14 protein-coding genes and 1 pseudogene are annotated in these 12345 nt (G+C 60.1%); 9 read left to right on the forward strand and 6 right to left on the reverse strand.

Annotation, left to right across the window (positions count from 1 at the left end):
• Positions 1-52: 52 nt before the first annotated feature.
• The 4 genes from ACXX83_RS20170 to ACXX83_RS20185 form a co-directional block, all read right to left on the reverse strand.
• Positions 53-340, reverse strand: a complete 288-nt coding sequence (locus ACXX83_RS20170; RefSeq protein ID WP_007973850.1) for a PA4642 family protein — start codon at positions 338-340, stop codon at positions 53-55.
• Positions 341-403: 63 nt separating this feature from the next.
• Positions 404-889 carry a hypothetical protein gene (locus ACXX83_RS20175; protein WP_217836342.1) on the reverse strand — a complete coding sequence of 162 codons (486 nt, stop codon included), beginning with the start codon at positions 887-889 and terminating at the stop codon, positions 404-406.
• Between the two features lie 169 nt (positions 890-1058).
• Entirely contained in the window at positions 1059-1532 is a 474-nt protein-coding gene (locus ACXX83_RS20180) for a WbuC family cupin fold metalloprotein (RefSeq protein WP_458549426.1), read from the reverse strand.
• Between the two features lie 3 nt (positions 1533-1535).
• Positions 1536-2093, reverse strand: a complete 558-nt coding sequence (locus tag ACXX83_RS20185; protein WP_008045996.1) for a hypoxanthine-guanine phosphoribosyltransferase — start codon at positions 2091-2093, stop codon at positions 1536-1538.
• Between the two features lie 166 nt (positions 2094-2259).
• Here ACXX83_RS20185 and upp point away from each other — a divergent pair, with 166 nt between their 5' ends.
• Positions 2260-2898, forward strand: a complete 639-nt coding sequence (upp, locus tag ACXX83_RS20190; RefSeq protein ID WP_095965567.1) for a uracil phosphoribosyltransferase — start codon at positions 2260-2262, stop codon at positions 2896-2898.
• A gap of 2 nt (positions 2899-2900) precedes the next feature.
• A complete protein-coding gene (locus ACXX83_RS20195) occupies positions 2901-4175 on the forward strand; it encodes a uracil-xanthine permease family protein (RefSeq protein WP_095965568.1) in 1275 nt (424 codons plus the stop codon).
• Positions 4176-4306: 131 nt separating this feature from the next.
• Here ACXX83_RS20195 and hemH read toward each other — a convergent pair whose 3' ends face one another.
• Together hemH and ACXX83_RS20205 are read right to left on the reverse strand one after the other, a co-directional pair.
• Positions 4307-5332 carry a ferrochelatase gene (gene hemH, locus ACXX83_RS20200; protein WP_458549427.1) on the reverse strand — a complete coding sequence of 342 codons (1026 nt, stop codon included), beginning with the start codon at positions 5330-5332 and terminating at the stop codon, positions 4307-4309.
• Positions 5333-5345: 13 nt separating this feature from the next.
• On the reverse strand, positions 5346-6248 hold the full coding sequence (locus tag ACXX83_RS20205; RefSeq protein WP_407799122.1) for a TIGR01777 family oxidoreductase: 903 nt from the start codon (positions 6246-6248) through the stop codon (positions 5346-5348).
• Positions 6249-6444: 196 nt separating this feature from the next.
• On the opposite strand from ACXX83_RS20205, the gene ACXX83_RS20210 reads away from it, so the two are divergent.
• From ACXX83_RS20210 to ACXX83_RS20240, 7 genes and pseudogenes are all read left to right on the forward strand, one after another.
• Complete coding sequence (locus ACXX83_RS20210; protein WP_008016642.1) at positions 6445-7431, forward strand: NAD(P)/FAD-dependent oxidoreductase; 987 nt, start codon at positions 6445-6447, stop codon at positions 7429-7431.
• A gap of 197 nt (positions 7432-7628) precedes the next feature.
• The gene (locus tag ACXX83_RS20215) at positions 7629-8588 is read left to right on the forward strand and encodes a YbgA family protein (RefSeq protein ID WP_458549428.1); all 960 of its coding nucleotides are present in this window, start codon (positions 7629-7631) and stop codon (positions 8586-8588) included.
• Positions 8588-9529, forward strand: a complete 942-nt coding sequence (locus tag ACXX83_RS20220; RefSeq protein WP_458549429.1) for a MerR family transcriptional regulator — start codon at positions 8588-8590, stop codon at positions 9527-9529. The genes ACXX83_RS20215 and ACXX83_RS20220 overlap by 1 nt, the downstream gene beginning before the upstream one ends.
• 21 nt (positions 9530-9550) lie before the next feature.
• Positions 9551-10993 (forward strand): deoxyribodipyrimidine photo-lyase, encoded by a 1443-nt coding sequence (gene phrB / locus ACXX83_RS20225; RefSeq protein ID WP_458549430.1) that lies wholly within the window; start codon positions 9551-9553, stop codon positions 10991-10993.
• A gap of 5 nt (positions 10994-10998) precedes the next feature.
• A pseudogene (locus tag ACXX83_RS20230) lies at positions 10999-11094 on the forward strand (transcriptional regulator); the annotation flags it as partial.
• Complete coding sequence (locus tag ACXX83_RS20235) at positions 11091-11867, forward strand: SDR family NAD(P)-dependent oxidoreductase (RefSeq protein WP_458549431.1); 777 nt, start codon at positions 11091-11093, stop codon at positions 11865-11867. The pseudogene ACXX83_RS20230 and the gene ACXX83_RS20235, both read left to right, overlap by 4 nt.
• A 105-nt stretch (positions 11868-11972) precedes the next feature.
• On the forward strand, positions 11973-12278 hold the full coding sequence (locus ACXX83_RS20240; protein WP_015096814.1) for a YkgJ family cysteine cluster protein: 306 nt from the start codon (positions 11973-11975) through the stop codon (positions 12276-12278).
• The last annotated feature ends 67 nt before the right edge of the window (positions 12279-12345 follow it).

The following is a 12345-nucleotide window of genomic DNA, read 5'->3' on the forward strand; positions in this document are numbered from 1 at the left end:
CCTTTGAAAGATCGCTCCTTGTGGAGCTACCGAAGGCTGCGATCTCCTGATCTTAACCGCGAACCTTCTCGATCAACTCGATGTAATCCGGTGCATTGCGCTGATCCTTGATCAAGGCAACAAAGTCATTGCCGTGCTCATCCTTGCCATTCACGTCGTAACCGGCTTCGACGAAGAACGTCAGGAAACGCTCGAAATCGTCGATGCGCAGACCACGGTAGGCCTTGACCAGTTTGTGCAGGGACGGAGAAGTCGCGTCGACCGGTTCGAAATCGAGGAACAACTTGATCTGCTCATCACCGATCTCGTCACCAATCACTTGTTTTTTATCTTTACGCATTGCCGACTCCAGCTCGCAGACATTTCACGGGGCGGGCAGTTTACCCCCGCGCAGGCACAGGGCTCAACGCACACGATTGCTGCCGGTATGCAGATCGGCCCAGACATGGCCATTGGCGTAGCTGAGAAACTGGCAATACACCGTGTCGTTGCGCAGCAAGTCGATCACCACCCGGTATTGCGCCAGCGGGTAATAGAGGGTCAGAGTCTTGCTCGGCTCGTCGTAAACCGGCTTCTTCAGGCTTTTGCTTTCACCATCGAAATTGACCAGTACCTGACTGATGGTAGCGCCCTTGTTCAGGGATTTGCCCTTGAGACGAATCAGCAACGGCGAAGTGACCGGAATCGGCTGTTGAGTGGATTGACGCTGAGCACCGACCACCACCGAATAATCGGTGACCTGCATCAGTTGCTGCTGCTCGGGATCAGCAGCGCGCAGAGTGAGGTCGTCCGGCGGCAGGAATTGACTGTGCATGGGCGCCGGGGCGGCGGCCAGAGGCAGGCTGAGGGTCAGCAACAGGGCGGCGCAGCTGCGGATAAAAGGGTTCATGGCAGGCTCCGGAATCGGGGCCGGGCACTCTAGCATGGGCGAGCGGACGTGGGGCTGTGAACACGACACCCTGTGGGAGCGGGCTTGCTCGCGAAAGCGGTGTGTCAGTCGCCTTGATGTTGACTGACACACCGCTTTCGCGAGCAAGCCCGCTCCCACAGGAAGAAAATCAATCGAACTGCGCGTGCATCCAGGCCTGATACTCGGCAACACCAGGCTCGCCTTCGCGCGGAGCCCAGTGCGCCAGCTCGCCTTCACCGACCGGACGGTAAGGACCGGCCTTGCATTCGAACATCAGGCTGTCGGCCTCCAGCACCACCAGACCGTGGAACACACCGGTTGGCAGGTCCACGCCAACACAGTCGCCACCGGCCTCGAGCACGGTCTTGCTCAGCACCATGCCGGTCTCGTCAAAGATCAGCACGCCCAGCCGTCCCTTGAGGACCAACAGGGTTTCGGCCTTGTTGTCACCCAAGTGCCGGTGAGGCGGGATATAGGTAGACGGCTGCAGCGCCACCGCCATGCGATGGCAAGCGTCTTCCATCTGATGAAAATTGTGATGCTGGCGCCCGCGAGGATTGGCCGCGGCTTTCCCGGCCAGCTCGGCGAACAAGGTCTGATCCAGAAAACGCGGCATATCCATGTCTTACATTCCTTTAACGGCGAAAATCCCGTTGGCGTTACGCCAGTAGCCTTTGTAGTCCATACCGTAACCGAAGATGTAGCGGTCGATGCACGGCAGACCGACGAAATCGGCCTTGAGGTCCGGACGGGCCTTGCGGTCGTGGTCTTTATCGATCAGCACAGCGGTGTGCACTTTACGTGCGCCAGCGTGCTTACAGAAGTCGATGATCGCACCCAGGGTGTGACCTTCGTCGAGAATGTCGTCGATGATCAACACATCACGGTCGATGAAGGAAACTTCCGGCTTGGCCTTCCAGAACAGGTCGCCACCGCTGGTTTCGTTGCGATAGCGGGTAGCGTGCAGGTAGGACGCTTCCAGCGGGAAGTGCAGATAGGTCAGCAGCTTGCCGGAAAAAATCAGCCCGCCGTTCATCACGCAGAACACCACCGGGTTGGAATCCGCCAGTTGATCGTTGATTTGTGCACCGACGCGGGCGATGGCCGCCTCGACTTCAGCTTCGGTGTACAGGCAGTCAGCCTCTCGCATGATTTGACGGATATGCTCGAGATCAGCAGACATGGTGCTCTCCAGGGGGATGGCGGATTCAGGAAAAGCGGGCAAAGGTACGCATCAAGCGAGGCCAGATCAAGCGTTTGTGGACTAACGTACTGTATGTCTATAGGACAACACCCTCGGATAGATTAATCTAGGCCGGTTTTTTTGCCCGCCGCCGGAGCCTTTCCCCATGCCCATCCATGAGATCCGCCACCCGCTGATCCGTCATAAACTTGGCCTTATGCGCCGCGCAGACATCAGCACCAAGAATTTCCGTGAGCTCGCTCAGGAAGTCGGTGCCCTGTTGACCTATGAAGCCACCAAAGACCTGCCGCTGGAATCCTACGATATCGATGGCTGGTGCGGCACTGTGTCGGTCGAGAAAATCGCCGGCAAGAAAATTACCGTGGTGCCGATCCTGCGTGCCGGCATCGGCATGCTCGAAGGCGTGCTCAGCCTGATCCCGGGCGCCAAAGTCAGCGCCGTGGGTGTGGCCCGCAACGAGGAAACCCTCGAGGCCCACACCTACCTCGAGAAGCTGGTGCCGGAAATCGACGAACGCCTGGCCATGATCATCGACCCGATGCTCGCTACCGGCGGCTCGATGGTTGCAACCATCGACCTGCTGAAAAAAGCCGGCTGCCGCGACATCCGCGCCATGGTGCTGGTCGCTGCGCCAGAAGGCATTGCCGTGGTCGAGAAGGCTCACCCGGACGTGATCATCTACACCGCGTCCATTGATCAAAAACTGAACGAACACGGCTACATCATCCCGGGGCTGGGCGATGCCGGTGACAAGATCTTCGGCACCAAGCAGAAGGACGCGTGACCATGCAGCAAGAGTTCAACGATCCGCTCTGGCGCACGGTGCTGTCGGGTGCACAGATGCTGTTCGTGGCCTTCGGCGCCCTGGTGTTGATGCCGCTGATCACCGGTCTCGACCCGAACGTGGCGTTGTTCACGGCCGGCCTGGGGACGATCCTGTTCCAGATCGTCACCGGGCGCCAGGTGCCGGTGTTCCTGGCATCGAGCTTTGCCTTCATTACCCCGATCATTCTCGCCAAGGGCCAGTTCGGTCTGGCCGCGACCATGGGCGGCGTGATGGCGGCGGGTTTCGTCTATACCTTCCTCGGCCTCGCAGTGAAAATCAAAGGCACCGGTTTCATCGACCGCCTGCTGCCGCCGGTGGTGATCGGGCCGGTGATCATTTCGATTGGCCTGGCGATGGCACCGATTGCCGCCAACATGGCCATGGGCAAGGCCGGTGACGGCAGTGAATTGATTCATTACCAGACGGCGATGATGATCTCGATGCCTGCACTGCTGACCACGCTGATCGTTGCGGTTTTCGGCAAGGGCATCTTTCGCCTGGTGCCGATCATCTCCGGCGTGCTGGTGGGCTTTGGCATGTCGTTCTACTTCGGCGTGGTCGATACCGCGAAGATCGCTGCGGCACCCTGGTTCGCCATCCCGCACTTCACCGCGCCGGAATTCAACTGGCAGGCGATCCTGTTCATCGTTCCGGTGGCTTTGGCCCCGGCCATCGAACACATCGGCGGCGTGATTGCCGTGGGTAGCGTGACCGGTCGCGATTACCTGAAGAAGCCCGGCCTGCACCGCACCCTGCTCGGCGACGGCATTGCCACCACGGCGGCCGGTCTGTTTGGCGGCCCGCCCAACACCACCTACGCCGAGGTGACCGGCGCGGTCATGCTGACCAAGAACTACAACCCGAAAATCATGACCTGGGCGGCGATCTTCGCCATCAGCCTGGCGTTCATCGGCAAGTTCGGTGCGCTGCTGCAAAGCATTCCGGTGCCGGTGATGGGCGGGATTCTGTGCCTGCTGTTCGGTTCGATCGCGGCGGTGGGGATGAACACACTGATCCGCCACAAGATCGATCTGGGCGAGGCGCGCAATCTGGTGATTGTGTCGGTGACCCTGGTGTTCGGGATCGGCGGTGTACTGATCGGCACCGGCACGGGGCCGGACGACTTCGGCCTCAAAGGCATCGCGCTGTGCGCGGTGGTGGCGATTGGCTTGAACCTGATCCTGCCGGGCAATGACAGCTGGAAGCACAAAAAAGCGAATGAGCCGTTGATCTAAGCAGGTTCGGATTTTTCGCTGACTGTAAGAGCCTCTTCGCGAGCAAGCCCGCTCCCACATTTGATCGGTGCTGGACACAATAAATGTGTACACCGAAATCCAATGTGGGAGCGGGCTTGCTCGCGAAGCTTTTAAAGGGCCAACGGCGCCCTTTCGCACAACGCACTCAACGCCCGCGCCCAATGCGGGTCATCGTTGAGGCACGGCACCAGCACCAACTCCTCTCCCCCCGCCTCGCGGAATTGCTCCTTGCCGCGATCACCGATCTCTTCCAGGGTCTCGATGCAATCGGCAACGAACGCCGGGCACATCACCAGAATCTTTTTCACGCCACTTTTGGCCAACTCATCGAGGCGCGCCTCGGTGTAGGGTTCGATCCATTTGGCGCGTCCCAGGCGCGACTGGAATGACACCGACCACTTGTCGTCCGGCAAGCCCATGCGCTTGGCAAACTCCGATGCCGTACGCAGGCATTGCGCGCGATAGCAGGTGGCCAAAACTACTGGCGATGCGTTCTTGCAGCAATCCTCATTCTTGAAGCAATGCTTGCCCGTCGGATCGAGCTTGGTCAGGTGCCGCTCCGGCAATCCGTGAAAGCTCAGCAACAAGTGATCGTAATCCTGCTGCAAATGAGGCCGCGCGCTGGCGACCAATGCGTCGAGGTACTCCGGTTGATCATAAAACGGCTGAAGAATCGACAGTTGCAGGTCGAGTCCTTTTTCGCGCAGCACGCGCTTGGCTTCTTCAATCACCGTGGTGGTGGTGCTGTCGGCAAACTGTGGATAAAGCGGCGCCAGGGTTATCCGCTTGTGCCCCGCCGCAGCCATGCGCACCAGCGTCGACTCGATCGATGGCTCGCCGTAACGCATCGCCAGCTCGACCGGGCCATGTTGCCATTGGGCAGTCATGGCTTGTTGCAGGCGACGGCTGAGCACCACCAGTGGCGAGCCTTCGTCCCACCAGATCGAGGCATAGGCATGGGCCGACTGCTCGGGACGCTTGATCAGGATCAGCGACACCAGCAAGCGCCGCACCGGCCATGGCAGGTCGATCACGTACGGGTCCATCAGAAATTGATTGAGGTAGCTGCGCACATCCGCCACCGAGGTGGAGGCAGGTGAACCCAGGTTGACCAGAAGCAACGCGTGATCGGTCATGCAACATCCTATTTCAAAGGCGAGCGGACAAATCATCCAGAGCCGCGCGCAAATCCGTGAACTGAAAAGTGAAACCCGCCTGTAACAAGCGAACCGGCGTGGCCCGTTGGCCGCCCAGCAACAGCAAGGACAACTCGCCCAGCCCGACCTTCAAGGCGAAGGCCGGCATCGGCATGAATGCCGGGCGATGCAGTACGCTGCCCAACGTCTTGGCAAACTCGCGGTTGCGCACCGGTTTGGGTGCGCACGCATTATAGGGACCGCTGGCCTCGTTGCGATGCAGAAGAAAATCAATCAGAGCGATTTGATCGTCGATATGAACCCATGGCATCCATTGCCGGCCGTTGCCAATCGGCCCCCCCAGCCCCAGCTTGAAGGGCAGTAACAGCCGCGACAAAAAGCCGCCCTCGGCCGACAGCACCAACCCGGTTCGAATGAGGATGACGCGAATGCCCAGCGCTTCAGCCCGTTGCGCGGTTTCTTCCCAGGCGATGCATAGCTGGCTGGCAAAGTCCTCACTGACCGGCCCCGAGTCCTCTGTCAGTTCGCGTTCGCCACCGTCGCCATACCAGCCGACAGCCGAGCCGGAAATCAACACCCGGGGTTTCTGCTCGCGACTCTCAAGCCACGCCAGCAGGGTTTCAGTCAGCGTGATCCGACTGCTCCACAACAAGGCTTTACGCTTGTGCGTCCAGGGCCGGTCGGCAATCGGCGCACCGGCCAGATTGACGATCGCATCCACCGGTTCCTGCCCCAGATCCTCCAATCGGGCAATTCCACGCACTTGGGCACCACATGTTTTCGCGACTTTTTCAGGCTTGCGACTCCAGACTGTCAGGCGATGGCCCTGCCCGGACCAGTGCCGGCAGAGCTGACGTCCTATCAAACCAGTACCGCCGGTCAGCAATATGTGCATGACTTCTTCCTCGCGTGGCGTTTTACCCTGTCCACTAGTCTATTTTTATAAGCAGGGATCTTTGGTATCGAGCAGGCTCTATGTTTAACAATAGGCCAAGCTGTCAGAACGAGAACGCTAAAAGTTATACCAAAAAACAATATTGTACAGGTTTGAACCCCGGCGTAGTCTGTACAGAAAGGTAAACGAGGCCCCTATGACTGTACCTATCGCAATCATCGGCACCGGCATTGCCGGACTCTCCGCCGCCCAGGCCCTGACGGACCTCGGGCACGTGGTTCAACTTTTCGATAAAAGCCGCGGCAGCGGCGGGCGCATGTCGAGCAAGCGCAGCGATGCGGGTGCTCTGGACATGGGCGCGCAGTACTTCACCGCCCGCGACCGCCGCTTTGTCACGGAAGTCCAGCGCTGGCAGGCCAGAGGCTGGGTCGCCGAGTGGACGCCGCAGCTGTACACCTACCATGGCGGTCAGCTCAACCTGTCGCCGGACGAGCAGACCCGCTGGGTCGGCACGCCCCGCATGAGCGCAATCACTCGCGCCCTGCTCGGTGATCTGGAAGTGCACTTCGCCTGCCGGATCACCGAGGTCTATCGCGGGGAAGAACACTGGCATCTGCAGGACGCCGAGGGATTCACCCACGGACCGTTCAGCCACGTCGTCATCGCCACGCCCGCGCCACAGGCCACGGCTCTGCTGGCATCGGCGCCAAAACTCGCGGGGGCCGCCGCCGGGGTGAAAATGGACCCGACCTGGGCCATTGCCCTGGCCTTCGAAACGCCGCTGGAAACGCCCATGGAAGGCTGCTTCGTACAGGACAGCCCACTCGACTGGCTGGCCCGCAACCGCAGCAAACCCGGGCGCGACAACACCCTCGACACCTGGGTGCTGCACGCCACGAGTGCCTGGAGCCGGCAACACATCGACCTGCCCAAGGAAGCGGTGATCGAACAGTTGCACGGCGCGTTTGCCGAACTGCTGCACGATTCCATGCCTGCGCCGAGCTTCAGCCTCGCCCACCGCTGGCTCTACGCCCGCCCCGCCAGCAGTCACGAATGGGGCACCCTGGCCGATGCCGACCTGGGGCTGTACGCCTGTGGCGACTGGTGCCTGTCCGGACGTGTCGAAGGCGCCTGGCTAAGCGGTCAGGAAGCCGCCCGCCGCTTGCATGAACACCTGCAATGACCGTAGGAGCTGCCGAAGGCTGCGATCTTTTGATTTTATTTTTCAAGATCAAAGATCGCAGCCTTCGGCAGCTCCTGAAGGGGCATTGCGCCGAAAAAACCTATACAAAAAATTTGACTTGTACAACTTCGAATCTATGATGAAGTTATCTTGTACAGACGCAAATGTTTGTACAGGTTCAGATTCGAGGTGTTCCGATGTCCCACGTCCCCGTCAAACCGAAAATAGCCATCAGCGCCTGCCTGATGGGGCTCGATGTGCGCTTCAACGGCGGGCACAAGGAGTCGCGGCTGTGCAGCCGTACCCTCACTGATTACTTCGATTTCATCCCGGTCTGCCCGGAAGTGGCCATCGGCCTCGGCGTACCGCGCCAACCGATTCGGCTGGTGAGTGGCGCCGATCAACCCGAAGCCGTGGGAACCCTGGATCACAACCTGAACGTGACACAACCGCTGGCCACCTACGGCCGGGAGATGGCAGCGCAGCTGGGGGATATTTGCGGTTATATCTTCATGCAAAATTCCCCGTCCTGCGGCCTGGAGCGGGTCAAGGTCTACCACGCCAACGGCACACGGGCGGACATTGGCGGTCGCGGGATCTACGCCCAGGCCTTCTGCCTGCTGCACCCGGACTTGCCGGTGGAGGAAGACGGCCGGCTCAACGATCCGGTGCTTCGGGAAAACTTCCTCACCCGCGTATTCGCCTACAGCGCCTGGCAGCAGCTACGCCAGGAAGGCCTGACCCGGCGCGGCCTCACGGACTTTCACTCACGCTACAAATACCTGCTGATGGCCCACAACCCGGTGCAATACAAAGCCCTGGGCCACCTGCTGGGCAGCATGGGCAAAAACGATCCGCAGGAACTGGGCCCCCGCTACTTCAGCGAATTGATGGCGGCGTTGAAAAAGTGCGCCACCCGCCGCACCCATACCAACGTCCTGCAACACATCAGCGGTTACCTGAAACAGGCCATCAGCCGCGAAGACAAGCAGGAAGTGCAACAGCTGATCAGCCAGTACCACCAAGGCATCGTGCCGTTGGTGGTGCCGTTGACGCTGCTCAAACATCACTTTCGCCAACACCCCGATCCGTACATCGCACAGCAGGTCTATCTGCAACCGCACCCGGAAAACCTCAGCCTGCGAAACGCTATCTGATGAAAAAAACACTCGACACCAGCGCCCGCGAAGACCTCGGCGATGACTTTAAAAAAGCACTGGACGAAGGCTGGCTGCCCATCCGTGAAGTGGCGCGCCTGACCGGCGTCAATGCCGTGACTCTGCGCGCCTGGGAGCGGCGCTACGGTCTGATCGTGCCGCAACGCACCCCCAAGGGGCATCGGCTGTTCTCGGCCGACCATGTACAACGCATCCAGGCCATCCTCACCTGGCTCAACCGCGGCGTCGCCGTCAGCCAGGTCAAGGAATTGCTCGATACGCCGCAAATATTCAGCGAGTCCGTCGACAACGATTGGCACACATTGCTGCAAACGTTGCTGCAGGCGGTCAGCGGATTGCAGGAACGCGCCCTGGATGACAACGTCAATCAGGCGATGGCCCTGTATCCGCCGCGAACCCTGTGCGAGCAATTGCTGATGCCTTTGCTGGCCGCTCTGGAGCAACGCTGGCAAGGCCAATTCGGTGCGCAGATGGAGCGGGGCTTTTTTTGTGCCTGGCTACGCAGCAAATTCGGCGCACGCATCTACCATGACAATCGTCAGTTGCGCACCGCGCCAATGCTGTTGATCAACCACTCCGACCTGCCCATGGAACCTCAGCTGTGGCTCACGGCCTGGCTGATCAGCAGCGCGGATTGCCCGGTGGAAGTCTTCGACGGGCCGCTGCCTGTCGGCGAACTGGCATTGGCGGTCGAACTGCTGCAACCCCGCGGGGTTCTGCTGTACTCCAGCAAGGCCATGAACCTGGCGCAACTGCCGAAACTTTTCAAAGGTGTCAGTTGCCCAAAAATGATTGCCGGACCAACGGTGTGCATCCACCACGCCGAGTTGTCCGCAAGTACCACCGAAATCGCTGACCTGTACCTGGCCGAAGATCCATTGTCGGCACATCAGGTACTCGTTCAGCGCGGGCTGATTTAAATGAATCGCGTGGATCCCCCTATGCAATTGATCTGGCTGCGCAGCGACTTGCGCCTACATGACAACACCGCCCTTTCGACCGCCGCGGCTCGTGGCCCCTGCGTCGCGGTGTACCTGCTGAGTCCGGAGCAATGGCTGGAACATGACGATGCGCCCTGCAAAGTAGACTTCTGGCTGCGTAACCTGCGCGAGCTGAGCCGCGAACTGGGTCAACTGAACATTCCACTGTTGATCCGCCAGGCTCCCCGCTGGGATGACGCGCCCAGCGTATTGCTGAACCTGTGCCGACAGTGGCAGGTCGACGCGCTGCACCTCAACGAAGAGTACGGCATCCACGAGTCCCGTCGCGATGCAGCGGTCGTCCGTACGCTACAGGCCGAAGGCATCGAAGTTCACCGCTACCTCGATCAATTGCTGTTCAGGCCCGGGAGCGTGTTGACCCGGACCGGCACTTACTTTCAGGTCTTCAGCCAGTTCCGCAAAGTCTGCTACGAACGACTGCACCATTCGCTGCCCAGCCTGGTCCGCGCGCCGCACAAACAAGCGCCGCTGAACATTGCCAGCGATGCGATCCCCTTGAGCGTCGAGGGTTTCGCAACACCCGGTGATCACCTGCGCAGCCTGTGGCCGGCCGGCGAAACTGAAGCCCGGCGTCGCCTCGACAACTTTAGCGAAGCGCAGATCGAGCACTACCAGAACGAACGCGACTTCCCGGCAAAACCCGGCACCAGTCAGCTCTCGGCCTATCTTGCCGCCGGGGTGATTTCTCCACGCCAATGCCTGCACGCCGCGTTGAACAGCAATCAGGGTGAGTTCGAAAGCGGTAACACAGGCGCCGTCACCTGGATCAACGAACTGCTGTGGCGCGAATTCTACAAACACATCCTGGTGGGCTACCCACGAGTGTCCCGGCACCGCGCATTTCGCCCGGAAACCGAAGCGCTGGCCTGGCGCGACGCTCCCGATGAACTGGCCGCCTGGCAACAGGCGCGCACCGGTTTGCCGATCATCGACGCCGCCATGCGCCAACTATTGGCCACCGGCTGGATGCACAACCGCCTACGCATGGTGGTGGCGATGTTCCTGACCAAGAACCTGCTGATCGACTGGCGCGAAGGCGAACGCTTTTTCATGCGTCACCTGATCGATGGCGATCTGGCGGCGAACAATGGTGGCTGGCAATGGAGTTCTTCCACCGGCACCGACTCGGCGCCTTACTTCCGGATCTTCAACCCGCTGAGCCAATCGGAAAAATTCGATCCCGAAGGTGTGTTCATCAAGCAATGGCTGCCGGAACTGGCTGGGCTGAATAAAAAAGACGTGCATAACCCTGCCAATCTCGGCGGCCTGTTTGGTGGGGTGGATTACCCTTCACCGATCGTCGACTTGAGCACATCCCGGACGCGAGCGTTGACGGCGTTCAAAAACCTGCCGTCACGGCAATACGCCGCCGTTGGATCATGAATGACCGCCACCGGGACTACCTTGATGCCGGGGCTTTGCTTTATAAATGTTTACCCGTATTGGGCCGGGCAATGGCCTGGCTGAAAAGGAGATTGGGATGAGTCGTACGCTCTCACGACGATACTGGCTGACCGGTGCCAGCAGTGGCATTGGTGCGGCCATGGCCGAAGAAATCCTGAAAACCGGTGCGCACCTGGCCGTCAGTTCGCGCTCGGTAGCGCAGTTGAAAGTATTGTCGCAACGCTATCCGGGTCAAGTGCTGGTGGTGGCCGGTGACCTGACCGACAGCCAGACCGTGCGCGAGATCGGCGAACAGATTGCCGAGGACTGGGGCTCGCTGGACACCGTGATACTCAATGCCGGCACCAGCGAGTACGTGGATGCCAGGCAGTTCGATGCGTCGATTGTCGAGCACGTGTTGCGTACCAACCTGTTAGCCAGTACCTATTGCATCGACGCCGCCCTGCCGTTGCTGCGTGCCGGCACCGCACCACATATGGTTGCCATGGCCAGTACGGTAACTTACCTGCCACTGCCCGAGGCAGAGGCGTATGGCACCTCGAAGGCCGGGCTGCGTTACCTGTTCGAATCCCTGCGCATCGACCTGGCCCCTGAAGGCATAGAACTCACAGTGATCAGCCCCGGGGCTGTCGAAACGCCGCTGACGGCGAAAAATGGCTTTCCCATGCCCTTGAGCTGGCCGGTGGAGAAAGCCGCACGGCACATCTTCGAAAAGCTCAAGGACCGCCCGCTGGAAATCGCTTTCCCGGCTGCGTTCATGGCTGCCCTCTGGCCGCTCTCCAAACGGCCGGACCAAGTGAAACTGGAGATCGGCAAACGCATGGTGCGCAGTCAGCCACCGATCAAGGACTAACCCTGAAAATCGCCATCATCGGCAGCGGTATCCCGGACGCGCCGATACCTGGGCGTCCGTCAGACCTTTCACACAGCACCGGGTGACTGCCTTACACTGCGCGGCATGAAAACCATCCCCCATACGCAAATCGCGGAACCCGCGGTCACGTGCTCGACCTGCGCAGCCTGCTGCTGCCAGCTCGAAGTCATGCTGATCACCGACACGGGTGTGCCTGAACGGTTCATCGATACCGATGACTGGGGCGGGGAAGTCATGCTGCGCCTGGACGACGGCTGGTGTGCCGCACTGGATCGCAACACGATGATGTGCACCATCTACGAAAAACGTCCGCTGATCTGCCGGGAGTTCGAGATGGGCGCACCGGAATGCATCGACGAACGCCTGGGGATTTCGACGGCGTATCGCTGAGTTTTGAAGTCACCCGAATACAAATGTGGGAGCGAGCCTGCTCGCGAATGCAGTCTGACAATCACTA

The sequence above is a fragment of the Pseudomonas sp. GNP012 genome (genome assembly GCF_054343835.1).

Coding starts and splice junctions, on each gene's coding strand:
- ACXX83_RS20170 (WP_007973850.1), bottom strand. CDS start 340: ATGCGTAAAGATAAAAAACAAGTGATTGGTGACGAGATCGGTGATGAG.
- ACXX83_RS20175 (WP_217836342.1), bottom strand. CDS start 889: ATGAACCCTTTTATCCGCAGCTGCGCCGCCCTGTTGCTGACCCTCAGC.
- ACXX83_RS20180 (WP_458549426.1), bottom strand. CDS start 1,532: ATGGATATGCCGCGTTTTCTGGATCAGACCTTGTTCGCCGAGCTGGCC.
- ACXX83_RS20185 (WP_008045996.1), bottom strand. CDS start 2,093: ATGTCTGCTGATCTCGAGCATATCCGTCAAATCATGCGAGAGGCTGAC.
- upp (WP_095965567.1), top strand. CDS start 2,260: ATGCCCATCCATGAGATCCGCCACCCGCTGATCCGTCATAAACTTGGC.
- ACXX83_RS20195 (WP_095965568.1), top strand. CDS start 2,901: ATGCAGCAAGAGTTCAACGATCCGCTCTGGCGCACGGTGCTGTCGGGT.
- hemH (WP_458549427.1), bottom strand. CDS start 5,332: ATGACCGATCACGCGTTGCTTCTGGTCAACCTGGGTTCACCTGCCTCC.
- ACXX83_RS20205 (WP_407799122.1), bottom strand. CDS start 6,248: ATGCACATATTGCTGACCGGCGGTACTGGTTTGATAGGACGTCAGCTC.
- ACXX83_RS20210 (WP_008016642.1), top strand. CDS start 6,445: ATGACTGTACCTATCGCAATCATCGGCACCGGCATTGCCGGACTCTCC.
- ACXX83_RS20215 (WP_458549428.1), top strand. CDS start 7,629: ATGTCCCACGTCCCCGTCAAACCGAAAATAGCCATCAGCGCCTGCCTG.
- ACXX83_RS20220 (WP_458549429.1), top strand. CDS start 8,588: ATGAAAAAAACACTCGACACCAGCGCCCGCGAAGACCTCGGCGATGAC.
- phrB (WP_458549430.1), top strand. CDS start 9,551: ATGCAATTGATCTGGCTGCGCAGCGACTTGCGCCTACATGACAACACC.
- ACXX83_RS20235 (WP_458549431.1), top strand. CDS start 11,091: ATGAGTCGTACGCTCTCACGACGATACTGGCTGACCGGTGCCAGCAGT.
- ACXX83_RS20240 (WP_015096814.1), top strand. CDS start 11,973: ATGAAAACCATCCCCCATACGCAAATCGCGGAACCCGCGGTCACGTGC.